Genomic DNA, 22,559 nt, shown 5'->3' with positions numbered 1-22,559 from the left:
TCCGGTCGTAACCGATCTGGCGGTTGTTTCGTGGGGATTCTCTATACTTGACCAACCCGCTGGGATTAATTAAATCCGAGCCACACGGTTGGTTTTTGCCCAGAGCCCCTGTCTGGGGCGCTGGCATATCGTAGTAACGCCTTGGTTTTCAAGAACTTTAGGCGCTTCGAGGGCGAAGACTGGCTGATTTTGGCCGCGAGGAGGATGCTGTGAAGCTCAGCACCAAGGGACGTTACGCCGTCATGGCGATGGTCGATCTGGCCCGGCACGCGCAGGCGAAGCCTGTTTCCCTGTCGGATATCGCCACGCGCCAGGAAATCTCCCTATCATATCTCGAACAGCTTTTCGCCCGCCTGCGCCGGGCTGGCCTGGTCAAGAGCGTGCGCGGTCCGGGCGGCGGTTATCGCCTCGCCCGCGGTTCGGCCGATACCCGCGTTTCCGACATCATCCTGGCGGTCGACGAGCCGATCAGCGCCACCCGCTGCACCGAAATGGGGGCCACCGGATGCCGTGCCGACCGCAGCAAGTGCCTGACCCACGATCTTTGGGAAGAGCTCGGTAACCAAATCCATATCTTCCTGAGTTCGGTGACCCTGCTCGACGTGCTCGAGCGCAAGCTCGCGTCGCGCCTGCTGGAGGCACCGGCGCCCGCCAACTCCGACACGATGGCCGCGGCCAGCTAGTACGGGTTCCCCAATCCATGTCGGCCGTCGCCTACCTCGATCACAACGCCACAAGCCCGCTGAGGCCGGCCGCGTTTGACGCCATGGTCGAGGCGATGCGCGTGGGCGGAAACCCGTCGTCGGTCCATGCCGCCGGCCGGAAGGCGCGGGCGATCGTGGACAAGGCGCGGCGCGAAGTGGCTTCGCTGGTTGGTGCGTCGCCGGGCGAGACGGTTTTTACGTCGGGCGGGACCGAAGCCAACAACCTCGCCTTGTTGGGCGCCGGGCGCCGGCGGGTGCTGGTTTCGGCCGTGGAACACGACAGCGTGCGCCGTGCGGCGCCTCGGGCGGAAACCCTGCCGGTCGATGGCGAGGGCGTTGTCGATCTTGGAGCGCTCGAAGTAGCACTTGCGGCATCGCCCGAACCTGCACTCGTTTCGGTGATGCTGGCCAACAACGAGACCGGGGTTCTCCAGCCGATCGGAGAGGTCGTGCGCCTTGCGCGCGCTGCGGGCGCGCTCGTCCACTGCGACGCTGTGCAGGGGGCCGGCAAGGTGCCGGTCGACATGCGGGAACTTGGCGTCGACTATCTGAGCGTCTCGGCTCACAAGCTGGGCGGTCCGACCGGCGTCGGCGCGCTGATCGTACGCAAGGCAGCGCCGCTCGTGCCGGATCGGCGGGGTGGCGGACAGGAGTCCAATCGCCGGGCCGGCACGGAGAACGTCGCCGGCATCGCAGGTTTCGCCGCCGCTGCCCAGGCTTCTGGTCGGGTGCTCGATGTCGTGGAAATGCGCGACCGTCTGGAACTTGCTCTCGTCCAGACCGCGCGCGACGCGAGGATCTACGGCGCGAACGCGCCTCGTCTCGGCAATACGACCTGCATTTCCATGCCCGGCGTCCCGGCTGAAACGCAGGTCATGGCGCTGGATCTTGCCGGTGTCTGCATCAGTGCGGGGGCGGCTTGTTCGTCCGGCAAGGTGCAACAGTCGCCTGTTCTCACGGCTATGGGCGTCCCGGCCGCAGAAGCGGCGTCGGCGATTAGGGTCAGCCTCGGCTGGAACAGCGAGGCAGGCGACATCGAGCGCTTGATCACCGCGTGGCAGAGCCTATATATCCGAGTAACAAAGTCGGATATTTCCCACACACCGTCTAGGGCCAGGGCAGCGTAGGAGTTTCAAGGGGTTAGCATGACAGCCATTACCCAAATCCGGCGCAACGACCAGCCGATCTACCTCGATTACCAGGCCACCACGCCGATGGACCCGCGGGTTCTGGAGGCGATGATGCCGTACTTCACACACAAGTTCGGCAACTCGGGCTCCCGCAGCCACGCCTACGGCTGGGAGGCGGAGGAGGGCACCGAGAAGGCGCGCGCCCAGGTCGCGAAGCTGATCGGTGCGGACGAGAAGGAGGTCATTTTCACCTCGGGTGCCACCGAGTCGAACAACCTCGCCATCCGTGGCGTGGCCGAGTTCTACAAGGACCGGAAGAACCACATCATTACGACGGTGACGGAGCACAAGTGCGTGCTCGATACATGCCGCCATCTAGAGCAGCAGGGCTTCGAGGTCACGTACCTGCCGGTCCGCCAGGACGGTCTCCTCGACCTCGACGTGCTGCGCGCGGCGATCACCGACAAGACGGTGCTGGTCTCTGTCATGGCCGTGAACAACGAGATCGGCGTGATTCAGCCGCTGGCCGAGATCGGGCGGATCTGCCGGGAGAAGAAGGTCTTCTTTCACACCGACGCGGCGCAGGCTGCCGGCAAGATCCCTCTCGATGTCGAGGCGCTCAACATCGACCTGATGAGCATCTCGGGCCACAAGATCTACGGGCCGAAGGGCATCGGCGCGCTCTACGTCCGCCGCAAGCCGCGCGTGCGTCTGGTGCCGATGATCGTCGGCGGCGGGCAGGAGCGCGGCTTCCGGTCGGGCACTCTGCCGACGCCGCTCTGCGTCGGCCTCGGCGAGGCGGCCGAGATCTGCATGAAGGAAATGGACGCCGAGGCCAAGCGGCTGAAGAAGCTGCAGGAGCGGATGCTGAACGGCCTGCGCGCGAAGCTGACCGACATCGTCGTCAACGGCGACCTCGAGCAGCGCATTCCGGGCAATCTCAACATCAGCTTCGCCTATGTGGAAGGCGAATCGCTGATGATGGGCATCAAGAACCTCGCGGTCTCGTCCGGCTCGGCCTGCACCTCGGCCTCGCTCGAGCCCAGCTACGTGCTGCGTGCGCTCGGCGTTGAGGAGGAGATGGCCCACACGTCGCTGCGCATCGGCCTCGGTCGCTTCACGACGGAGCATGAGATCGATACCGCGGTCGACGAACTGGTGCGCCACGTCACCAAGCTGCGCGAAATGAGCCCTCTCTGGGAAATGGCCCAGGAAGGAATCGATCTCAAGTCCATCGAGTGGGCCGCCCACTAGGGGCGCCGCTTCAAGGTTCGAGGAGAGTGTCATGGCCTACAGTGAAAAGCTGATCGATCACTACGAGAATCCCCGCAACATCGGTTCGCTCGACAAGTCGGCCGACGATGTCGGCACGGGCCTGGTCGGCGCGCCGGCCTGCGGCGACGTGATGAAGCTGCAGATCAAGGTCGGTCCCGACGGGCTGATCGAGGACGCCAAGTTCAAGACCTTCGGCTGCGGCTCGGCGATCGCCTCCAGCTCGCTCGTCACCGAGTGGGTCAAGGGCAAGACGATCGATGAGGCCGAAGCCATCAAGAACACCGACATCGCCAAGCACCTCGCGCTGCCGCCGGTGAAGATCCACTGTTCCGTCCTGGCCGAGGACGCGATCAAGGCGGCGATCGCCGACTATCGCGCCAAGGCGACCCGGAAGGACGACAAGGCGGCCGAGTAGGCCATTTCGGAGCCCAGCGTATGACCACGACCACCGAGACCCCGAAGCCGGCGGCCCCCGCAGCAGCCCCGGCTGCGCCGCGCCCGCGTCGTCCCCGTCCCCAGCTCATGACGGTGACGCCGCTCGCCGCCGAGCGCGTGAAGGCGCTGATCGACGGTCGTGGCAAGCCGACGGCGGGCATCCGCATCGGCGTACGGACCAAGGGCTGTTCGGGTCTCAGCTATACGCTGGAATTCGCCGACAAGCAGGAGCCGATGGACGAGGTGATCGAAAGCGGCGGCGTCAGGCTGCTGGTCGATCCGAAGGCCTCGCTGTTCCTCATCGGCACCGAGATGGACTACGAGGAAGAGAAGCTGAAGTCGGGCTTCGTTTTCAGGAACCCGAACGAGAAGGGCCGCTGCGGCTGCGGCGAATCCTTCCACGTCTGAAGTCGATCATGGATCATTTTGCGCGGCTGGGGCTGCCGGCGGCGCTCGATCTCGATGCCGCGGCGCTGGACCGTGCCTATTTCGCGCTCCAGCGACAGTGGCATCCCGACCGGTTCGTCTCCCGGGGGCCCGAGGAGCGCGCCAGGGCCTCGGCCGAAGCCGCATCGCTCAATGAAGCCTACCGTACCCTGAAGGATCCGCTCAGCCGTGCCTTCTACATGGCCAGCCGCGCAGGGGTCGAAATGCCCGGCGACGGCAAGACGATCGACGACCCGGAACTTCTGATGGAAGCCATGGAAGCACGCGAGGCGCTGCACGAGGCCGGTACGGTCGAAGCGGTGGACGCGCTCGCCGCGGAAGCCCGTCGGGGCGTACAGAAAGCACTGGCGGGGCTCGCCAGTTTGTTCTTGGCAAACGACAGGGCCGCCATCAGAAAGGCGCTCCTTCGCCTGCGCTACCTCGACAAGTTTGCCGAGGAGGCGCGGGCGCGACGCATGAACATCGAACGGTCGAACGCATGACCTTGCTGGAGATCCACGAGCCGGGCGAGACGCCGCTGCCGCATGCCGGCGAGGGCTCGCTGGCGGTCGGCATCGATCTCGGCACGACCAACTCGGTGGTCGCCATCGCCCGCGACGGCAAGCCGGCGGCGCTGCACGACGAGACCGGCAAGGCGCTGGTGCCGTCGGTCGTGGCCTATCCGGGAGCGGGGGGCGTGCTGGTCGGCGAAGAGGCGCGTGCTGTCATGGCCGCCGAGCCGCGCAATGTCGTCGCTTCCATCAAGCGCCTGATGGGCCGAGGCGCGGGCGATCTCCATACCGTGGCCGGCGTGCTTCCCTACGAGGTCGAGCCGGGCACCGGCGAGACCGACATGGTGAAGCTGCGCATCGGCGGCAAGGCGCGCTCGCCGGTCGAAATCTCGGCCGAGATTCTGAAGGCCCTGCGTGCCCGCGCCGAGGCGGCGCTGGAGAAGCCGGTCGAGCGGGCGGTCATCACCGTCCCGGCCTATTTCGACGACGCCGCTCGCACGGCGACCCGCGATGCCGCCCGCGTGGCGGGCCTCGAGGTACTTCGGCTGGTCAACGAACCGACAGCAGCCGCCCTCGCTTACGGTCTCGATAAGGGCTCCGAAGGCCTGTACGCGGTTTACGATCTTGGGGGCGGCACCTTCGACTTCTCGCTGCTGCGCCTGGAGAAGGGCGTGTTCCAGGTCCTCGCCACCGGCGGCGACACCGCACTGGGCGGCGACGATTTCGACCGCGCCATTGCTGAACGCATGCTGGCCGAGCGCAAGCGGGATGGGCTGCCGGACGAGGTCGACGAAGCCGCGGTGAAGGCCGCGCTGGCGCTGGCGCGCCACATGAAGGAACAGCTTTCCGATCGCGACCAGACGTCGGGCCGGCTCGAGGTCGCGGGCGTGCCGTCGTTCCATACGCTCACCATCGCCGAGTTCGACGCCATGATCGACGCTTTCGTCGACCGCACACTCGCGATCAGCCGCAACGTCCTGGCCGATGCCGGCATGGCCGCGTCCGACATCGAGGGCGTGGTTCTGGTCGGCGGTTCGACGCGCGTGCCGCTGGTCCGCACGAAGGTCGCGGGGATGATCGGCAAGCCGCCGCTCACCGACATCGACCCGGATGAGGTCGTGGCGCTTGGCGCCGCACTGCAGGCCGAGGCCCTGACGGGCGGTGGGGACACGCTGCTGCTCGACGTGACGCCGTTGTCGCTCGGCCTCGAGACCATGGGCGGCATCGTAGAGAAGATCGTGCCGCGCAATACGCCGATTCCCTCGCAGCTCGCGCAGGACTTCACGACCTACCAGGACGGCCAGAGCGCCATGGCGATCCACGTCGTCCAGGGCGAGCGCGAGATGGTCGCCGACTGCCGCAGCCTGGCACGCTTCGAACTGCTGGGGATTCCGCCAATGACCGCCGGTGCGGCCCGCATCCGCGTGACCTTCGCGGTCGATGCCGATGGGCTGCTGACGGTCTCGGCCGAGGAGCGAACCACCGGCGTGGCGCAGCGGGTCGAGGTGAAGCCCTCCTATGGGCTGAGCCACGAAGACATGGCCGACATGCTGTACGACAGCATGGACAATGCCGAGGCCGACATGAACCTGCGCCTTCTCACCGAGGCGCGGGTCGAGGCGCGGCGAAGCCTGCTGGCACTGGAAGCGGCGCTCGCGAAGGATGGGGGCCTCCTGTCGGGCGAGGAGCGCGCCGACATCGATGCCGCGCGCACCCGCCTCGAAGCGGCGATGGCCGGCGAAAGCCGGGATGAAATCAATGCGGCGGCCGAGGCGCTCGAAGCCTTGTCCAAGCCCTTTGCGGAGCGACGGATGGACCGCGGCATCCGCCAGGCGCTCTCGGGCATGTCGATGGGCGAACTGGAAAGCCGGGTTGGCGAGTAAGCGGAGCGAGAGCAAGAGATGCCGAAGATGACATTCATTCTGAGGGATGGGACGCGCAAGGAAGTCGATGCGCCGCTCGGTCTCTCCGTGCTCGAGATCGCGCATCGCAACCACGTCGACATCGAGGGAGCCTGCGAAGGCTCGCTTGCCTGTTCGACCTGCCACGTGGTGGTGGAGACCGGTTGGTTCGACAAGCTCGGACCGGCCAGCGACGACGAGGAGGACATGCTCGACCTCGCGTTCGGCCTCACGCACACCTCGCGCCTGGGCTGCCAGATCCGCATGACCGAGGCGCTCGATGGGCTTGTGGTGAAGCTGCCGGCCGCCACGCGCAACATGATGGTCGACAAGTAGGAGAGTGCGATGGCCCGCAAGTTGCGCTGGACCGACGTGCAGGACATCGCGATCGAACTCGAGGAGCGCCATCCCGACGTCGACAACGTGAACCTGCGCTTCACCGACCTGCATCGCTGGGTGATGGAGCTGCCGGATTTCGAGGACGATGCCTCGCGCTCCAACGAGAAGATTCTTGAGGCCATCCAGGCGGCCTGGATCGACGAGCGGGATTAGGGGCCTGCGGGCCCGAGAAGGAGCGGCAAGGCTCGCGAACCCCGCAGTGTTTACGCGCCCTTCGAGACGTTTGCAGCCCGTGCTGCGCAGAATGAGATATCGGTGCGCGAACTTGGCACGGAAGAACCCCGGCCGCAGGTGTCGGCGGACGCCGTAATTCGGCCGGAAACATGGGCGACAAGCCAATTATCCGGGAGGGGTCCCTCATCATGATCGCGACGAGAGTTCGTCCTCTGCTGCTGCCGCTCTTGCTGGCCGCAGGGCTGGGTGCTTGTGCGTCGAATGGCATCCAGCCCGGCATCGTGAGTTCGAGCGTGCCGATCGCCGGCGGACCGGTCGCGGGGCAGTCGCCAGGCTCTCCGACCCAGGTCGCCTACAGTGCTCCCGTGGGCGCCGGCCGCGTGGTTTCCATCCGGGAGGTCGGGCTGGCCGGTACCGGCGGCAGCTACGGGAGCGGCAACGGCAACGGTGCCCTGATGGGTGGCATCATCGGTGGTGGTATCGGGGCGACCCTCGGGGCGATCACCAGCAACACGGTGGGAGGCGGCCTTGTCGGTCTTCTCCTCGGCAGCGTGGGCGGCGCGATCGCCGGTACGATCGCTGACGGTCAGCGCAGCGGCGGCCGAGGTATCGAAGTGACGGTCCAGCGCGACGACGGGCAAAGCGTGACCGTGGCCCAGCGCGACGACGGGGACGTCCAGCTGGGTGACCGCGTACAGATCGTGCAGGATGGCCGGGGTGTGGCGAAGGTCGTGCGCGACACCTCGCGCAACCCGGACTGAAGGCTGTCGTTTGATTGGATCGAGAGTGCGAAAGGCTTCCCTTCACATGTTCGGCAAGTGGTTCCTCGGCCTGCTGGTCCCCGCGGTTCTCGTTACCGGTCTGAGTGCCTGCACGGGTACCGGCGGCGGTGTCCAGCCGGGCGTCGTCAACACATCTTCCCAAGGTCCGAGCTATCGCGGCGAGAACGGGCGGGTCGTTTCCATTCGCGAGGTTCCGGTCCGCGGCAGCCGAGGCTCGGGCATGAGCGACGGAACCCTGATCGGTGGCGGCATCGGCGCGGCCGGCGGCGCAGTGGCCGGTGGGGCGATCACGAACTCGGTCGGCGGCGCGGTGGTCGGCGGCCTGCTGGGTGCCGTCGCGGGAGGGATCGCCGGCACGGCGATCGACCAGAATTCGACCCGTCGCGGCATCGAGGTCACCGTCCAGCGCGACGACGGCCAGCGGGTGACAGTGGCACAGTACGACGACGGCGACATCCAGATGGGCGACCGCGTGTCGATCGTTTACGACCGCAACGGCGTCGCCAAGGTGGTACGGGACACGGGCCGCCGCCGCGACTAGCGGGCATGGTGCTGCGCTGGCCGAAGCAGGGACCGCGGCCTATATAGGCCCGGCCATGGCCCGCACATCCTCCCTCAATTCCCTCGGCATCGCCAAGGCGCCAGTTGATACCCGCGTGGTGGTCGCCATGTCGGGCGGCGTCGATTCGTCGGTGACCGCGGCGCTGCTCAAGGAGCAGGGCTACGATGTCGTGGGCGTCACCCTCCAGCTCTACGACCACGGCGTGGCGATCGGAAAGTCGGGCGCCTGCTGCGCCGGCCAGGATATCCAGGACGCCCGGCAGGTGGCCGAGCGCCTGTCGATCCCGCACTACATTCTGGACTACGAGAGTCGATTTCGCGCCGAAGTGATGGATAGCTTCGCCGACGCCTATGCGCGCGGCGAGACGCCGGTGCCCTGCATCGCCTGCAATCGCACCGTCAAGTTTCGCGACCTGCTGAAGACCGCGCGCGAACTGGGCGCCGAAGCGCTGGCGACCGGTCACTATGTCCGGCGCGTGATGGGGCCGGCGGGGCCTGAACTGCATCGCGGTGCCGACCCGGCGCGCGACCAGAGCTATTTCCTGTTCGGCACGACGCGCGAGCAGCTCGGTTTCCTGCGCTTCCCTCTGGGCGACCTGCCCAAGAGCGAGACGCGGGCGCTGGCCAGCCGCTTCGGTCTCACCGTCGCCGACAAGCCCGACAGCCAGGACATCTGCTTCGTGCCGGGCGGCAACTACGCGTCGGTCGTCCAGAAGCTGCGGCCGGAGGCGGTGGAGCCGGGCGAGATCGTGGACATGGCGGGTACGGTGGTCGGCCATCACGAAGGCATCGTGCGCTACACCGTCGGCCAGCGCCGCGGGCTGGCGCTGGGTGGACGCGACGGCACCGACAACGATCCCCTATACGTCGTGAGACTAGAGCCCGAGACCCGCCGCGTCGTCGTCGGTCCTCGCGCGGCACTCGGGCGCGGAGAGATAGAGCTCTACGACGTGAACTGGCTGGATGCGCCGCACGCGGGCAGTCTGTCCGTGCTGGTGCGCGTGAGGTCGAGCCAAGCGCTTCGGCCGGCCGAGATCGAACTGACGGGCGAGGGCGCGGTGGTGAGGTTCCCTGAACCCGAGATCGGCGTGTCCCCGGGGCAAGCCTGCGTGGCCTATGACCGTTCGACCGGGAGCCGTGTGCTGGGCGGCGGCTTCATCCGCCGTTTCGCCTGAGCCTGTCATCGCGGAGTCACGCGATCCGGCCATAAGGCCGGCATGTCACATGACGGCCCCCAAAGACCCTTTTCGCGTCGCGACTCGCTGGCGGCGCTCCTTCTGGCTTTCTCCACGCCTCTGGCGGCGCGCGCGGACGGCTATCCCGCCAGGACGATCCGTCTCGTCATCCCGTATCCCCCGGGTGGCGGCACCGACATCACCGGACGGGCGATGGCGCAGCGCCTCGCCGAGACGCTCGGCCAATCTGTTGTCATTGAGAACAAGCCCGGTGCCACCGGCATGATCGGCGCGGCGGGCGTCGCGAAGAGCCCGGCGGACGGCTACACGGTGCTCTTCGGCGCGGCCAGCGAGATGGCCATCAACGCCAGCCTCTTCAGGAACATGACCTACGATCCGCGCACGGACTTCGAGCCGGTGATGCTGGTCGCGACCTTCCCGCTGGTCTTCGTCGCGCCGGCATCGCCGTCGAAGTCGCTCGCGACACTGATCGCAGCGGCGAACTCCAAGCCCGACTCCGTGAGCTACGGATCGATCGGCAGCGGCAGCCCTCAGCATCTCGCGGCCGAACTCCTGTCGAGCATGGCGCAGGTGAAACTGGTCCACATTCCGTACAAGGGTTCCGGGCCTCTGGTGCAGGACGCGGTCGGCGGGCACATCGACATGGCCGTGAGCAGCGTGCCGGCCGCCGTGCCGCTGGTCCGCTCGGGCAAGCTGCGGGCGCTCGCCGTGACCTCGTCGCAACGGTCCAACGCGCTGCCCGACGTGCCGACGATGGCCGAGCTGGGCTTCGCGGGCTACGAGTTCAATACATGGGTGGGTGTGGCGGTCCCGAAGGGCACGCCGCGCGACATCGTCGATCGCCTTCGGAGCGGACTGGTGGCCGCGCTGGCGGCGCCCGACGTGCAGGGTGCCTTGCGTGACCAGGGAGCCGTGCCCGTCGGATCCACGCCGGAGCAGTTCCGCCAGTTCGTGCTGGACGAGGTGGCCAAGAGCGACCGCATCGTGGCACAGGCAGGCCTCCAGCCGGAATGACGATTGGCCGGTGGCGGACATGGTCTATCATGGCTTGATGAACCCTCCGCGCCGCCGGGCGATCCTGATCATCTGCGACGGCCTCGGCGCCGAATGGATTTCCGAGGCCCGCACGCCCACGCTCGCCCGCCTGATGGCGAACCATCTGCGCGCTGGCGATCATCGCGCCGTCTTTCCGTCGGTAACGCGCGTTTCCGCGGCCTCGATAGCGACCGGCTGCTTCCCGGGCCGCCACGGGCTGGAAGGCAACCAGATGGCGCTGGTCGAGGATGGCCGAATCGTCGTCCACAATGTCGGCGCGCCGTCGTTCCGCGAGACAATGCGCCGCGTCACCGGTCGAACCTTGCGGGTGCCAACCATGGCGGAACGGCTGGCGCCACACGGCGGGCAGATCGCCTACTCCAACGTCTCGCCTGGCGCCGCGTATTTCCTCGATCCCGATCATTTCGGGACTGTCCTGCATCGCGCCGGCTCGTTCGGCCCCGGTGGCGTCTCGCTCACGGGTGACGCACATCTCGACGTTACCCACGATCTCGATGGCGACATCGAGATGACGCGGCGCTTCTGCGACGAGGTCGTTCCCGCGGACGGTTTCGGGCTGGCCATTCTCTGGCTCGCCAACCCCGATCTCACGCTGCACCACGATCCGCTGGGCTCGCCGCAGCATCTTCATGCGCTTGAGGTCACGGACCGGCTGGTGGCGCAGGTCATTGCGGCGGTGGAGGCCCATGCTGACCGCTTCGACACGTTGCTCGTCGTCGGATCGGACCATGGACACGAGACGATCGCCCGCTCGGTGCATGTCGGCCAATGGCTGGCGACGCAGGGGCTGGAAGCCGACCTGAAGGCGGGACGCATCGGCGTCGCCTCGCAGGGCACCTCGGCGCTGATCTACGCCGCCGCCGGGACGAGGAGGGCGCTGGCCGATCTGCTGCCGGCGATGGCGCGGCAGCCGTGGGCCGGTTCGATCCTGACGGGCGATGCGCTGGCGGCCACCGGCCTCACCGGCGAGACGCTGTTTGCCGCCGTGGACACGACGCGGCACGACGAGCCGAACGAGTTCGGTGTTCCCGGAACACGCTGGCTGGTCGAGGACGGCGAGGGGACGCCGGACATCGGCTGTGGCCACCATGGCGGGCTCGGGCCGAGCGAAACCCGGCCGTTCCTCGCCTTCATCCACCCGGATTTTGCCCCAGGCGAAGCCGGGCGCGCGACCAGCCTGGTCGACATCGCGCCCACCGTCCTGGGTTTTCTCGGGATACGCGCGGAAGGCATGGACGGCACCCCGATTTCGACCTGAAACGGGCATCCGCTTTTCTTGACAGCGAGCGGCCCCGCCGCTTAATAGCGCCCACCCGTGGCTGGGTAGCTCAGCTGGTTAGAGCACGGCACTCATAATGCCGGGGTCGGCGGTTCAAGTCCGCCCCCAGCTACCATTTCCTCGCCAACCTCCCGGGATGCCCCTAGGTTGGCGGGGAAATGCTCCCACGCTGGCGTGGGGCCGTTGATCTCCCCATACATCGCGCCACCGAATGCGCTGCCTGAGTGCGCGAACACGCCTCAGTCTCCGCGCCGTTGCCGGTGCAGGCTCCGGCTTGACGCACATCAAGGAACCAACTGCCGGCTCATCTGCATGATCGGCGCGGGTCGGCGCCCACCGGCAACCGGCCGCTTCCGCGCACTCGGTGAGGAAAACATGAAAAGGGCCCTCGTGCTCCTGTCGCTGCTGGCTTCGTTTCCCGTCGCCGCCCAGACCCTCGAGACCGGCAGTGCGCTGGCGAAGCGCTGGTGCACGGGCTGCCATGTCGTCGAGGCCAATCAGCGTCTCGCCACGGACAGCGCGCCGAGTTTCCGGGCGATCGCCGCCCGGCCCGACACGACGGCGGCCACGATCGACCGGTATCTGTCGCGGGGACACACGCTCATGCCCGATTTCAGCCTGAGCACCCCCGAGCGCGATGCCCTGGTGGCCTACATCCTCAGCCTGCGTTAGCCGTCGGCGAATCCCGTTTCAGGTCCGGGGCGAAGCGCGCCGGGGCTTTCATTTGCCCAGCGACTGCGTCAATTTGGGATCATGGCCAACGGACAGACTCAACAGACCGACGTCATCATAGTAGGGGCGGGGCCGGTGGGCCTGTTCACCGTGTTCGAGTGCGGCATGGTCCGCCTCAACTGCCACGTCGTCGACGTGCTCGACGATGCCGGCGGGCAGTGCACGGCGCTGTACCCCGAGAAGCCGATCTACGACATTCCGGGTTTTCCCCGCATCGAGGCGGCCGAACTGATCGTCCGGCTCAAGGCTCAGGCGGCCGCGTTCCGCCCGGTCTATCACCTGGGGGAGCAGGTCCAGACTCTGGAGCCGCGAACCGGTGGATTCTGGCGGCTGACGACGTCGAAAGGCACCGTGCTGCAAGCCAAGGCGGTGATCATCGCCGCCGGCGTCGGCGCGTTTGGTCCCAACCGGCCGCCCTTGCCGGGTATCGAGGCCTACGAGGGCAAGAGCGTCTTCTACTATGTGACCCAGCGCGAGACCTTCCGCGGCAAGCGCATCGTGATCGCGGGCGGCGGCGACACCGCCGTCGACTGGGCGCTCTCGCTCGCCGAGATCGCGGGCCGCGTGTCGGTCATCCATCGCCGCGACCGTTTCCGCGCCGCGCCCGACAGCGAAGCGCGCCTCAAGGCACTGGCGAAGGAAGGGCGGATCGACCTCGTCGTGCCGTACCAGCTCCACGGTCTGGAAGGCGACGACGGCAAGCTTACGGCGGTGACGGTCGCGACGCTCGACGGTCAGACGAGGCGCATCGAGGCGGACATCCTGCTGCCGTTCTTCGGCCTCTCGATGTCGCTGGGACCGATCGCCGACTGGGGGCTGGCGCTCGAACGCAACCAGGTCGAAGTCGATCCCGCGACCGGGGCGACGAACAAGGCCGGCATCTTCGGCGTGGGCGACGTCGTCACCTATCCTGGCAAGCTGAAGCTGATCCTCACGGGCTTCGCGGAGGCAGCGATTGCGGCCCGCTCGGCCTACGCGCTGATCCATCCCGAGACGCCGCTCCACTTCGAATACTCGACAACGTCGGGTGTTCCGGATGCCTGAAGCCCATCGCGTGGTCGATCTCTGCACCGATTCCGAACTCGGCTATCTGCAGAGCCGGACGCGGTTCGCGCCCGGAGCGAAGCTCCGTCTGGACGAGGCCTACCGCCTCGCGCACCTGCCCCTGATCGTGCCGGATCATCCCGACGTTATCCGGTCGCGACCCGACGGCGCCTATCGCATGGGCCGGCACGATCGCATCTTCTCGCTGGTGCTACCGGTTCCTCCGGACGCACTCGAGAGGTCGGCCGCCTATCGGGAATTGGAGGCCGACCTCAGGCGTGCACCCTTCGCACACAAGATCGCTTGGGATCTCCTGGCCAAGCGCCGGGCGAGGCTGCACGCGACGATCTGCGGCTCCCTCTCGAAGCAGATACCGTACCGCGTTTCCGACGAAGAGCGGGCGGCTTTCAGGCGAATGGGACCTTTGCACGTCGAGTTGCGGGGCCTGTTCTCCGGCAACATCAACATCGGCCGCCTCTATTTGCGCGTCTATCCAGAGTGTCGGGATGGTGAGAACCTGCTGCGCCAAGCCCAGCGCATTATCGGCAGGCCCGAGACGAACCTTTACCTCGTGGGCCTTTTCAACTTCGTCGATCACCTGGGGGGGGCGGAAGCGGAGGTGCTGCAGGACCTCATCCAGCGCTGGTGGGACCGGTCCATCCTAACGCTCGACGTGAGCGCTCTCTGGCTCCTCAGCGCCTCCGACGACCTCGTCTTGGATGCTATGGTCGAGGAAGTGATTCCCCTGGCGTGAGCCGCCTTCAGGCCACCGCCGAGAGCTTGCGGAGCGCCGCCAGCCGGCGCGCGTAGGGCGGATCGTTCTCGGGCACGAGAGCGGGCGGCACGATGCTCTCGGCGAAGTGGCAGGCGACGACCTGGCCTTTCGCGCCGTCGCCGTCCTGAAGCGGCCGCAACAGGGGCTCTTCCTGGCGGCAGCGATCCTGGGCGTGCGCGCAGCGTGTGTGGAAGCGGCAGCCCTTGGGCGGGTTGAGCGGGCTTGGCACGTCGCCGGCCAGCCGGATGCGGGCGCGCTGGGCGGTGGGATCGGGTACCGGCACGGCGGACAGGAGCGCCTGGGTGTAGGGATGGCGCGGGCGGGCGAACAGGCTGCGCTTCGGTGCCAACTCGACGATCTTGCCGAGGTACATCACCGCGACGCGGTCGGAGATGTGTCGCACGACGGCGAGATCGTGGGCGATGAAGATGTAGGAGAGGCCGAGTTTGGCCTTCAGGTCCTGCAGCAGGTTGATCACCTGCGCCTGGATCGAGACGTCGAGGGCCGACACCGGCTCGTCGCAGACGATCAATTTGGGCTGCGAGGCGAGCGCGCGGGCGATGCCGATGCGCTGGCGCTGGCCGCCGGAGAATTCGTGCGGGTAGCGCAGCGCATGCCAGGCGGAGAGGCCGACCTCGCCCAGCAACTCGTCGATGCGCCGGCGCAGCGCTTCGCCGGTGGCGATGCCGTGCAGCTTGAGCGGCTCGGCCAGCGTCTCGCCCACGGTGAGGCGCGGGTTCAGCGACGCGTAGGGATCCTGGAAGATGATCTGCATGTCGCGGCGCAGGTCGCGCAGCGCGCCGCGGGACAGCGTTCGCACGTCGCGGCCAGCAAACCGGATCGTACCTTGCGTGGCCTCGATCAGGCGCAGCACCAGCCGGCCGGTCGTCGACTTGCCGCAGCCCGATTCGCCGACCAGCGCCAGCGTCTCGCCCGGCGCCACGTCGAAGGTGAGGCCATCGACGGCGCGCACGGTGCCGACGGCGCTCTGGAAGACGATACCGCGCTTCACGGGGAAGTGCTTGGTGAGGCCGGTGACGGAAAGCAGGGGCTCGGTGCTCATGCCGCGGCCTCGGCGAGGGCGATATCGAGTGGCGCCTTCCAACAGGCCGAGCGATGGCCGGGCGCGATTTCGCGCAAGGTGGGTTGTTCGGCGCGGCACTGCGCATCGGCGAGCGCGCAACGCGGGCTGAAGCGGCACCCGGGCGGCGGGGCATAGGGATTGGGCACCACGCCCTCGATGGCGGTGAGGCGCTCGTCGCCGTCGCTGCCCAAACGCGGGATAGAGCCCAGGAGACCGAGCGTGTAGGGATGCTGCGGGTCGCTGAACAGGAGCCCAACCGGCGCCTCCTCGACGATGCGGCCGGCATACATGACGATCACGCGATGGGCGAGTTCCGCCACCACGCCGAGATCGTGGGTGATCAGCATGATGGCGGCGCCGGTGCGCTCGCGCAGGTCGCGCAGCAGGTCGAGGATCTGCGCCTGGATGGTGACGTCGAGCGCCGTGGTCGGCTCGTCGGCGATCAGCAGCTTCGGGTCGCAGGCCAGCGCCATGGCGATCATCACGCGCTGGCGCATGCCGCCGGAGAGTTGGTGTGGATACTCGTCGAGGCGGGTTTCGGGCGAGGGAATCTTGACCAGCCGCAGCATCTCCAGTGCGCGCGCCCGGGCCTCCGCCGCGGAGAGCGGGCGATGGAGCTGGACGGCCTCGACGATCTGCTCGCCCACGGTCTGCACCGGGTTGAGGCTGGTCATCGGCTCCTGGAAGATCATCGCGATGTCGTCGCCGCGCACCGCGCGCATCTCGCTTTCCGGCAGGTCGAGCAGGTTGCGGCCCTCAAGCCTGATCTCGCCGGCGGTGACACGGCCCGGCGGATTGGGCACCAGCCGCATGATCGACAGCGACGTCACCGACTTGCCGCAGCCCGACTCGCCCACGATTCCAAGCGTCTCCCCGGGCGCGAGTGAGAAGCTGATTCCGTCGACCGCCGCGAACGAACTGCCGCCGGAGCGGAACTCGGTGCGCAGGCCCTTCACGTCGAGGAGCGCACCCCCGTCATCCCGAGGCTGCAGGCCGAGGGACCTTTCCTGTTGCTTCAAAGGTCCCTCGCTTCGCTCGGGATGACAGCCTGCACCACGGCTAGGTCACCGGCCGCGACTGCGGCAGGCGATCGCGCGTGGCATAGACCGGCGGGGCGAGCTGGTCGGCGGTGCGGCCGGCCCAGTCGCGCTGGCTCACGGTTTCGAGCCGCTTGCGCTGGCCTTCGACCAGGCCGGCGGTCGCGGCCTCGACGTCGACCGTGAGGACCTTGCCGTCTTTCACGACCTGCGTGCCGTCGACATAGACGTGGCGGATGGCGCGGTCGCCCGCCGAGTAGATCAGGCTGCGCACCGGCTCGTGGGCCGGCTGCATGTAGGGATGGCTCATGTCGACCAGCGAGAAGTCGGCCTTGCAGCCCGGCGCCAGCCGGCCGAGGTCGGGCCGGCGCAGCATCTTCGCGCCGCCGATCGTGGCCGCCTCGAAGGCGTGCCGCGTGGTGCCCATCTTGTAGTTCATAGTGATGGCCCGGGCGAGGTAGCAGACCAACCGCATCTCATCGAGCATGTTGTGCGGGAAAGTATCGGTGCCGATGCCGACCGTGATGCCGGCATCCATGTAGCGGCCGATCGAGTTCATCACCATGCCGCGCCTCGCGAACACGGTCGGGCAGTGCGCGACCGAGGCGCCGGAATCGCGCAGCCGCTTGAAATCGTTGGCGTGCGGATAGTGGATCTGCGGATGGTCGTTCAGGAAGATGCCGTGGCCGATGATCAGGTCGGGTCCCAGCACGCCGATCGCGTCCAGCCATTCGATCGGCGTCTTGCCGTGGCGATGGACCATCTCGTGGAATTCGACGACGGCCTGGCAGGCATGGGTCTGCATCGGCAGGCCGCGCCGCTTGGCTTCCTGCAGGGCCTCCTTGAAGAAGCCCTCGCGGCAGGTGTCGATCTGCGCCGGGCCCACCATGCCGGAGAGCCGGCCGCTCGGATGCTTCGCGGCCTCGTCGAGCGTCTTCATCGACGCTTCAAAGGCTTTCTCGCCGGCCTTTTCGTCCCAGGCATATTCGACCGTATGGCCGTTCTTCGTGTACCAGACTCCCTGGCGCATCATCGGGCAGACCACGGCGCGAATGCCCGTCGCGGCGAGATCGTCCGCCCAGCCGGGACGGGCCATCGACAGATCCGTGATCGTCGTGACGCCGCTCTTCAGCAGTTCCGAGACCGCAACCTTGGACGAGGGGCCGGCATCCTCGGGATTGAGGCCGAACACCGTCAGGTATTCGTAGAGCGAGCTCTGGCCGAGCTTGTCGCTGCCGTACTCCTCGGTCAGGCCCTTGTTGGCCGGCTCCGAGAAGGGATGGCTGTGCACGTTGACGAGGCCGGGGATGGCCATCATCCCCTTGCCGTCGATGGTGACGTCGACCGGGCCCGTGTAGCCCGGTCCGACATGGGCGATCTCGTTGCCTTTGAACACGAGATCGGCGTTTTCGAGATAGACGTGTCGCCCTTCGGCCTCGTCCCATCCGACGAGATGGTCGAGGCCGGCGATCTTGGTCGTCTTCATGGACGTTTCACTCCGCTTGCTGACTGCTTGCTACTTGAACGCGATTCCCAGTCCCTTGTAGAGGCCGCATCCGTAGTTGCCGTGCGCCTTGATGGGCTTCAGCTTCGATCCCGCGACCACGAACAGCGGCTCATGGAACAGCGGGATCCAGACGAAGGCGTCGTGCACCTTCTGCTGCACCGCCTGGTAGGAGGCCGTGCGCGTGGCTTCGTCGGTCGCGGTCGAACCCTTGTCGAGCAGCTCGTCCGTCTCCTTGTCCTTCCAGTTCATGCGGTTGGGCGTCGGCGTGTTGGCCGAGCGGAAGTAGAGGTTCAGTGCATCGCCGGCGCTCACATAGGGGAAGCTCATGCCGAAGGCGTCGAACTCCTGGGTGGCAAGCTTGCCCCATGCGACGGTGGAGTCGAAGAGCTGGATCTGCAGATCGACGCCGACCTTGCGGAGGTCGCCCTGAACCGCCTCGGCAATCTCCTTGAAGGCGCCGGAGATGCCGTAGATGAGGGGAGCGAGCTTCTTGCCGTCCTTGTAGCGGAAGCCGTCGGGGCCCTTCTTCCAGCCGGCTTCGTCGAGGAGTTTCTCGGCTTCCTTGACGTTCTCACCGTAGGCCGCCCGGTTCAGCTTGGCATTGAAGTCCAGGACGTTGGGCATGAGCATCGTCGACGCCGGCTCGGCGAAACCGAAGGTCACGGCCTCGGTGATCGCCTTCTGGTCGACGGCGAGGTTCATGGCCTGTCGCACGCGCACGTCGCTGACCAGCTCCTTGTCGACCTTGAAGCCGATGAAGTAGGTCCAGAAGAAGTTCTCGGCCTTGGTCACCGAGAGGTTCTTGTTGGCCTGCAGCTCCTTGATCGACCAGTAGGGGACGTACTGGCTGGCATCCGCCTGGCCGGCCTGCAACGCGGTCACACGGGTGTTCTCCTCAGGGACCACCTTCCAGATCACTTTGTCGACCTGAGCCTCGGTATAGTCGTAGATCGGCGGCCCCCACTTGTAGCCCTTGTGCTTGGTCAGCACGGTCGAATCGCGCGGCGTCCAGCTCTCGAAGCAGTAGGGACCGGTGCCGTCAAAGCCCTTCACGCCAAAGTCGGCGCCGAGCTGCTTGGCTTGGTCGACGTTCAGGACCGTGTGGAAATACTGGGTCATCTGGTAGAGCAGCTCGGAGAACGGCTTTTTGAGCTTGTACTCGACCGTGACGTCGTCGGGCGCCGTCACCTTGTCGACGTCGCCCATGCGCCACTTCACGAGGCCCTTGGTCTCGGGGTCGAGCCAGCGCTCGTAGGTGGCCACCACGTCCTTGGCCGTCATCTTCTTGCCGCTGCAGAAGGTGACGTCGTCGCGCAGCTTGAAGGTATAGGTGAGGCCGTCGGGCGAGACCGTCCAGCTCGTGGCGAGGCCCGGCTTCAAAGTCTTCATGTCGAAGTCGAGGTTCACCATCGTGTCGCCCATCATGTAGATGACTTCGGCGCCCGACCGGGAGGTCGATTTGTGCGGGTCGTAGCGATCGGTGTCGATCTCGCGCACGATCGTCACGTTCTTCTGCGCCATGGCCGGTGCTGCAAGCCCCGTCCAGGCCACCGCGGCCAATGCCGCCAACGTCAGTTTCCCGTTCATGCCCACACCTCCTCTTGCCTCATCTCATTGCCGCAGCTTCGGATCGAGAGCGTCGCGCAGGGCGTCGCCCAGCACGTTGAATGCCAGAACCACGAGAAAGATGGCCGCGCAGGGCAGGGTCGAAACCTGCGGCGCGATCGACAGGAACTTGCGGCCGTCGGCGGCCATGCTGCCCAGTTCGGCGGTCGGCGGCTGGGCGCCCAGGCCCAGGAAGGAGAGCGCAGCGCCCAGGAGGATCGCCTGGCCGAGCTGCAGGGTCATGTAGATCAGGATGGTCGGCCAGCAGTTGAGCGCCAGGTAGCGCCAGATCAGCGCGCCGTCGCCGAGGCCGACGGCGCGGCCGGCCTCCATGTATTCCTGCTGCATGATCGATTGCGCCGCGCCGCGCGCGATGCGGGCGATGGAGGGGATCGAGGCGATGCTGAGGGCGACGACCAGCGAGAACAGGCCGGTGCCCATCACCGCCGCGATGGCGAGGCCGAACAGGATCGAGGGAAAGGACAGCAACACATCGACCAGACGCATCAGCGGCTGGTCGAGCCGCTTGAAGTAGGCGGCACACAAGCCGATCAGGGCGCCGAGACCACCGCCCACCAGGACGGCGGCGATGCCGATGCCCAGGGTGGCGCGCAGGCCGAACAGGATGCGGCTCAGCATGTCGCGGCCCTGGTTGTCCGCGCCCAGCAGGAAGTCGGGGCAGCGCGCACCGCCGATCGGGCAGAGGCGCAGGCGCATGTTGGAGGCGTAGGGATCGAACGGCGCGATCCAGGGCGCGAGAAGCGCGGAGCCCACGATCACGATCAGGAACAGCGCCGCGATGGCGGCCGGAGGATCGCGCAGGATGCGGCGCCAGACCGCATTCTTGCGCCGGATCGCGGCAATGGCACGCTGGTCGGCTTCGCTTTGCAGGGGCAGGGCCGCGTCGGTCATCCGCGGGCAATCCTTGGATCGAGATAGGCGTAGAGCACATCGACCGCGAGGTTGATCGCCATGAAGCCGACGGCGAGGATCAGGATGGCGCCCTGCGCCAGCGGGAAGTCGCTCGAGGTGATGGCGCCCACCGCCATGCGGCCGACCCCCGGCCAGGCGAACATGGTTTCGGTCACGATCGAGCCGCCCAGCAGGAAGCCGATCTGCAGCCCGACCAGGGTCACCACGGGGATCATGGCGTTGCGCAGCGCGTGGCGCACCGTGACCCGCCAGTCGGAGGCGCCCTTGGCGCGGGCGGTGCGGACGTAATCGGCGCCGAGGGTTTCGAGCAGTGACGTGCGCGTCATGCGCGCGACGGGGCCCACGAAGACGGCCCCCAGCGTGACGGCCGGGAGGATGATGCTGAGTAAGCCATCGAGGGTCCAGATCGGGCCGTTGCGTCCTTGGAACGGCAGGAGGCCGGCGCCGCCGACATACTGGATAAGCAGCAGGCCGACCCAGAATACCGGAACCGAGACGCCCATCACCGAGAGCGCCATGATGGCACGATCGATCAGGGTGCCTCGGCGCCGCGCCGCGAGCGTCCCCAGCGTGATGCCGAGCGGCACAGCCCAGATCAGGCAGGCCAGCATCAGCTCGACGGTCGGCCAGAGGGTGAGGGCGATCTCGTCGACCACGGCGCGGTTGGAAATCATCGACCGGCCGAGATCGAGCTGGAAGACGCGGCCGAGATAGCGGCCGAACTGGACCCAGAGCGGCTGGTTGAGGCCGAGATCGTTGCGGATGGCGTCGACCTCGGCTTTCGTGGCGGTCGGGCCCGCGACCACGGTTGCCGGATCGGTGGGCACGACCTGCAGCAGCAGGAAGCCGATGAGCAGCACTCCCAGCAGCACCGGAAGCGAAATCATCAATCGATGGGCGATATGACGCGCCATTTATTTCGAAACCTGCCCCTCTTCGGGTAAGAACACTGGCCGACGCCGCGGCGCTCGACAAGCGCCCGGCGGCTGGCATGATCGCTGCAACGTCATGTCGTGGCGTTTGCAAGAACCGCGCCGAGGAACATCGACCATGTCATCTGGCAAGCTGAACGAGCAGGCAAAAGGCGTCTACATCATCGCCGCGACGCCCTTCACCGACGAGGGCGCGGTCGATCTCCAGAGTGTCGATACCCTGACCGATTTTTATTTGGGGTGCGGCGTACATGGCTTCACCCTGCTGGGCATGATGGGCGAGGCGCACAAGCTCACGGCCGACGAATCGATCTCCGTGGTCAATCGCGTAATCGGTCGCGCCCAGGGCAGGCAGGTGATCGTAGGCGTCAGTCACGCCGGCCTGGAGAACGTGCGGCGCCTGTCGCACGAAGCGATGATGGCCGGCGCCGCCGGCGTGATGGTCGCGCCGCCGCCCGGTCTCAAGGGCGACGAGGGCCTCTACAACTACTATGCGCAGGTCTTCGCGGCGCTGGGTCCGCATATTCCCGTCGTGTACCAGGATTACCCGCAGACCACCGGCGTCTATCTGCCGGTCAACGTGTTCGAGCGGCTGGTCGACGACTTTCCGCAGCTCGTCATGCTGAAGCATGAGGATGCGCCGGGTCTCGCCAAGCTCACCAAGGTCCGCGAGGGCGAGAAGAAGCCGGGCCGCCGTCGCGTGTCGATCCTGGTCGGCAACGGCGGACTCTACTATCCGCAGGAGATGCGTCGCGGTGCCGATGGCGCGATGACCGGCTTCGCCTGGCCCGAGATGCTGGTGCAGGTCTACGAGCTCTTCGCGAAGGGCAAGCCGGAGGAAGCGGAAGACCTGTTCGACATCTTTCTGCCGCTGGTGCGCCACGAGGTGCAGCCGGCGATCGGTCTTGCGCTGCGCAAGGAAGTGCTGTTTCGGCGCGGCGCCATCAAGAGCCCCAAGCAGCGCGCGCCGGGATCGTCGCTGACGGCAACGGACAAGACCGAACTCGATGGAATGATTGCGCGCCTCGAGCGGCGCCTGGCGGCCACCGGCCGTCTCGCCAAGGCGGCGGAGTAGGGGAA

At 67.0% G+C, this 22,559-nt stretch carries 24 protein-coding genes and 1 tRNA gene; 19 read left to right on the top strand and 6 right to left on the bottom strand.

Annotated features, from left to right (window positions below):
• The first annotated feature begins 242 nt into the window (after window positions 1-242).
• From LJ725_RS02855 to LJ725_RS02770, 18 genes are all read left to right on the top strand, one after another.
• The gene (locus tag LJ725_RS02855; protein ID WP_230549101.1) at window positions 243-683 is read left to right on the top strand and encodes an Rrf2 family transcriptional regulator; all 441 of its coding nucleotides are present in this window, start codon (window positions 243-245) and stop codon (window positions 681-683) included.
• A gap of 17 nt (window positions 684-700) precedes the next feature.
• Window positions 701-1,831: a cysteine desulfurase family protein gene (locus LJ725_RS02850; protein WP_230549100.1), complete on the top strand. Its 1,131-nt coding sequence runs from the start codon at window positions 701-703 to the stop codon at window positions 1,829-1,831.
• Between the two features lie 18 nt (window positions 1,832-1,849).
• A complete protein-coding gene (locus tag LJ725_RS02845; RefSeq protein WP_230549099.1) occupies window positions 1,850-3,088 on the top strand; it encodes an IscS subfamily cysteine desulfurase in 1,239 nt (412 codons plus the stop codon).
• 31 nt (window positions 3,089-3,119) lie between these two features.
• Entirely contained in the window at window positions 3,120-3,524 is a 405-nt protein-coding gene (iscU, locus tag LJ725_RS02840) for a Fe-S cluster assembly scaffold IscU (protein WP_230549098.1), read from the top strand.
• Window positions 3,525-3,544: 20 nt separating this feature from the next.
• Complete coding sequence (locus LJ725_RS02835; RefSeq protein ID WP_230549097.1) at window positions 3,545-3,952, top strand: HesB/IscA family protein; 408 nt, start codon at window positions 3,545-3,547, stop codon at window positions 3,950-3,952.
• Window positions 3,953-3,960: 8 nt separating this feature from the next.
• The gene (gene hscB / locus LJ725_RS02830; RefSeq protein WP_230549096.1) at window positions 3,961-4,473 is read left to right on the top strand and encodes a Fe-S protein assembly co-chaperone HscB; all 513 of its coding nucleotides are present in this window, start codon (window positions 3,961-3,963) and stop codon (window positions 4,471-4,473) included.
• Window positions 4,470-6,365: a Fe-S protein assembly chaperone HscA gene (gene hscA, locus LJ725_RS02825; protein ID WP_230549095.1), complete on the top strand. Its 1,896-nt coding sequence runs from the start codon at window positions 4,470-4,472 to the stop codon at window positions 6,363-6,365. The genes hscB and hscA overlap by 4 nt, the downstream gene beginning before the upstream one ends.
• A gap of 27 nt (window positions 6,366-6,392) precedes the next feature.
• Window positions 6,393-6,719 carry a ferredoxin family 2Fe-2S iron-sulfur cluster binding protein gene (locus tag LJ725_RS02820; protein WP_408015714.1) on the top strand — a complete coding sequence of 109 codons (327 nt, stop codon included), beginning with the start codon at window positions 6,393-6,395 and terminating at the stop codon, window positions 6,717-6,719.
• A gap of 9 nt (window positions 6,720-6,728) precedes the next feature.
• Complete coding sequence (gene iscX, locus LJ725_RS02815; protein WP_216965895.1) at window positions 6,729-6,935, top strand: Fe-S cluster assembly protein IscX; 207 nt, start codon at window positions 6,729-6,731, stop codon at window positions 6,933-6,935.
• Between the two features lie 209 nt (window positions 6,936-7,144).
• On the top strand, window positions 7,145-7,717 hold the full coding sequence (locus LJ725_RS02810; RefSeq protein WP_230549094.1) for a hypothetical protein: 573 nt from the start codon (window positions 7,145-7,147) through the stop codon (window positions 7,715-7,717).
• A gap of 25 nt (window positions 7,718-7,742) precedes the next feature.
• Entirely contained in the window at window positions 7,743-8,279 is a 537-nt protein-coding gene (locus LJ725_RS02805) for a hypothetical protein (RefSeq protein WP_230549093.1), read from the top strand.
• 55 nt (window positions 8,280-8,334) lie between these two features.
• Window positions 8,335-9,474, top strand: coding sequence for a tRNA 2-thiouridine(34) synthase MnmA (gene mnmA, locus LJ725_RS02800; RefSeq protein ID WP_230549092.1), 1,140 nt, complete (start codon window positions 8,335-8,337; stop codon window positions 9,472-9,474).
• A 42-nt stretch (window positions 9,475-9,516) separates the two neighbouring features.
• Window positions 9,517-10,509: a Bug family tripartite tricarboxylate transporter substrate binding protein gene (locus tag LJ725_RS02795; protein ID WP_230549091.1), complete on the top strand. Its 993-nt coding sequence runs from the start codon at window positions 9,517-9,519 to the stop codon at window positions 10,507-10,509.
• A 19-nt stretch (window positions 10,510-10,528) separates the two neighbouring features.
• Window positions 10,529-11,809: an alkaline phosphatase family protein gene (locus tag LJ725_RS02790; protein WP_230549090.1), complete on the top strand. Its 1,281-nt coding sequence runs from the start codon at window positions 10,529-10,531 to the stop codon at window positions 11,807-11,809.
• 59 nt (window positions 11,810-11,868) lie between these two features.
• Window positions 11,869-11,945, top strand: a tRNA-Met gene (locus LJ725_RS02785).
• Window positions 11,946-12,205: 260 nt separating this feature from the next.
• On the top strand, window positions 12,206-12,502 hold the full coding sequence (locus LJ725_RS02780; RefSeq protein ID WP_230549089.1) for a c-type cytochrome: 297 nt from the start codon (window positions 12,206-12,208) through the stop codon (window positions 12,500-12,502).
• Window positions 12,503-12,583: 81 nt separating this feature from the next.
• Window positions 12,584-13,606, top strand: a complete 1,023-nt coding sequence (locus LJ725_RS02775) for an NAD(P)/FAD-dependent oxidoreductase (RefSeq protein ID WP_230549088.1) — start codon at window positions 12,584-12,586, stop codon at window positions 13,604-13,606.
• A gap of 10 nt (window positions 13,607-13,616) precedes the next feature.
• Window positions 13,617-14,360 carry a hypothetical protein gene (locus LJ725_RS02770; RefSeq protein WP_230549087.1) on the top strand — a complete coding sequence of 248 codons (744 nt, stop codon included), beginning with the start codon at window positions 13,617-13,619 and terminating at the stop codon, window positions 14,358-14,360.
• Between the two features lie 7 nt (window positions 14,361-14,367).
• Here LJ725_RS02770 and LJ725_RS02765 read toward each other — a convergent pair whose 3' ends face one another.
• From LJ725_RS02765 to LJ725_RS02740, 6 genes are read right to left on the bottom strand one after another with little or no spacing between them, the layout of a single operon-like run.
• The gene (locus LJ725_RS02765) at window positions 14,368-15,444 is read right to left on the bottom strand and encodes an ABC transporter ATP-binding protein (protein WP_230549086.1); all 1,077 of its coding nucleotides are present in this window, start codon (window positions 15,442-15,444) and stop codon (window positions 14,368-14,370) included.
• The gene (locus LJ725_RS02760) at window positions 15,441-16,484 is read right to left on the bottom strand and encodes an ABC transporter ATP-binding protein (protein WP_230549085.1); all 1,044 of its coding nucleotides are present in this window, start codon (window positions 16,482-16,484) and stop codon (window positions 15,441-15,443) included. Before LJ725_RS02760 ends, LJ725_RS02765 begins: the two co-directional genes overlap by 4 nt.
• Window positions 16,485-16,524: 40 nt before the next feature.
• Window positions 16,525-17,988 carry an amidohydrolase family protein gene (locus LJ725_RS02755; protein ID WP_230549084.1) on the bottom strand — a complete coding sequence of 488 codons (1,464 nt, stop codon included), beginning with the start codon at window positions 17,986-17,988 and terminating at the stop codon, window positions 16,525-16,527.
• Between the two features lie 30 nt (window positions 17,989-18,018).
• Entirely contained in the window at window positions 18,019-19,596 is a 1,578-nt protein-coding gene (locus tag LJ725_RS02750) for an ABC transporter substrate-binding protein (protein WP_230549083.1), read from the bottom strand.
• A gap of 24 nt (window positions 19,597-19,620) precedes the next feature.
• Window positions 19,621-20,526: an ABC transporter permease gene (locus LJ725_RS02745; RefSeq protein WP_230549082.1), complete on the bottom strand. Its 906-nt coding sequence runs from the start codon at window positions 20,524-20,526 to the stop codon at window positions 19,621-19,623.
• On the bottom strand, window positions 20,523-21,461 hold the full coding sequence (locus LJ725_RS02740; protein ID WP_230549081.1) for an ABC transporter permease: 939 nt from the start codon (window positions 21,459-21,461) through the stop codon (window positions 20,523-20,525). Before LJ725_RS02740 ends, LJ725_RS02745 begins: the two co-directional genes overlap by 4 nt.
• Before the next feature lie 136 nt (window positions 21,462-21,597).
• On the opposite strand from LJ725_RS02740, the gene LJ725_RS02735 reads away from it, so the two are divergent.
• Window positions 21,598-22,554, top strand: coding sequence for a dihydrodipicolinate synthase family protein (locus LJ725_RS02735; RefSeq protein WP_230549080.1), 957 nt, complete (start codon window positions 21,598-21,600; stop codon window positions 22,552-22,554).
• Window positions 22,555-22,559 lie beyond the last annotated feature (5 nt).

Source organism: Reyranella aquatilis, assembly GCF_020880995.1.
In the GTDB taxonomy this organism is placed as follows: Bacteria; Pseudomonadota; Alphaproteobacteria; order Reyranellales; family Reyranellaceae; genus Reyranella; species Reyranella aquatilis.
The sequence above is the reverse complement of the archived record's forward strand: the minus strand, read 5'-3'. Positions and strand labels throughout refer to the sequence as shown.

Coding starts and splice junctions, on each gene's coding strand:
- LJ725_RS02735 (WP_230549080.1), top strand. CDS start 21,598: ATGTCATCTGGCAAGCTGAACGAGCAGGCAAAAGGCGTCTACATCATC.
- mnmA (WP_230549092.1), top strand. CDS start 8,335: ATGGCCCGCACATCCTCCCTCAATTCCCTCGGCATCGCCAAGGCGCCA.
- hscB (WP_230549096.1), top strand. CDS start 3,961: ATGGATCATTTTGCGCGGCTGGGGCTGCCGGCGGCGCTCGATCTCGAT.
- LJ725_RS02780 (WP_230549089.1), top strand. CDS start 12,206: ATGAAAAGGGCCCTCGTGCTCCTGTCGCTGCTGGCTTCGTTTCCCGTC.
- LJ725_RS02765 (WP_230549086.1), bottom strand. CDS start 15,444: ATGAGCACCGAGCCCCTGCTTTCCGTCACCGGCCTCACCAAGCACTTC.
- iscU (WP_230549098.1), top strand. CDS start 3,120: ATGGCCTACAGTGAAAAGCTGATCGATCACTACGAGAATCCCCGCAAC.
- LJ725_RS02820 (WP_408015714.1), top strand. CDS start 6,393: ATGACATTCATTCTGAGGGATGGGACGCGCAAGGAAGTCGATGCGCCG.
- hscA (WP_230549095.1), top strand. CDS start 4,470: ATGACCTTGCTGGAGATCCACGAGCCGGGCGAGACGCCGCTGCCGCAT.
- LJ725_RS02745 (WP_230549082.1), bottom strand. CDS start 20,526: ATGACCGACGCGGCCCTGCCCCTGCAAAGCGAAGCCGACCAGCGTGCC.
- LJ725_RS02790 (WP_230549090.1), top strand. CDS start 10,529: ATGGTCTATCATGGCTTGATGAACCCTCCGCGCCGCCGGGCGATCCTG.
- LJ725_RS02795 (WP_230549091.1), top strand. CDS start 9,517: ATGTCACATGACGGCCCCCAAAGACCCTTTTCGCGTCGCGACTCGCTG.
- LJ725_RS02810 (WP_230549094.1), top strand. CDS start 7,145: ATGATCGCGACGAGAGTTCGTCCTCTGCTGCTGCCGCTCTTGCTGGCC.
- LJ725_RS02850 (WP_230549100.1), top strand. CDS start 701: ATGTCGGCCGTCGCCTACCTCGATCACAACGCCACAAGCCCGCTGAGG.
- LJ725_RS02845 (WP_230549099.1), top strand. CDS start 1,850: ATGACAGCCATTACCCAAATCCGGCGCAACGACCAGCCGATCTACCTC.
- LJ725_RS02755 (WP_230549084.1), bottom strand. CDS start 17,988: ATGAAGACGACCAAGATCGCCGGCCTCGACCATCTCGTCGGATGGGAC.
- LJ725_RS02855 (WP_230549101.1), top strand. CDS start 243: ATGGCGATGGTCGATCTGGCCCGGCACGCGCAGGCGAAGCCTGTTTCC.
- iscX (WP_216965895.1), top strand. CDS start 6,729: ATGGCCCGCAAGTTGCGCTGGACCGACGTGCAGGACATCGCGATCGAA.
- LJ725_RS02750 (WP_230549083.1), bottom strand. CDS start 19,596: ATGAACGGGAAACTGACGTTGGCGGCATTGGCCGCGGTGGCCTGGACG.
- LJ725_RS02835 (WP_230549097.1), top strand. CDS start 3,545: ATGACCACGACCACCGAGACCCCGAAGCCGGCGGCCCCCGCAGCAGCC.
- LJ725_RS02775 (WP_230549088.1), top strand. CDS start 12,584: ATGGCCAACGGACAGACTCAACAGACCGACGTCATCATAGTAGGGGCG.
- LJ725_RS02740 (WP_230549081.1), bottom strand. CDS start 21,461: ATGGCGCGTCATATCGCCCATCGATTGATGATTTCGCTTCCGGTGCTG.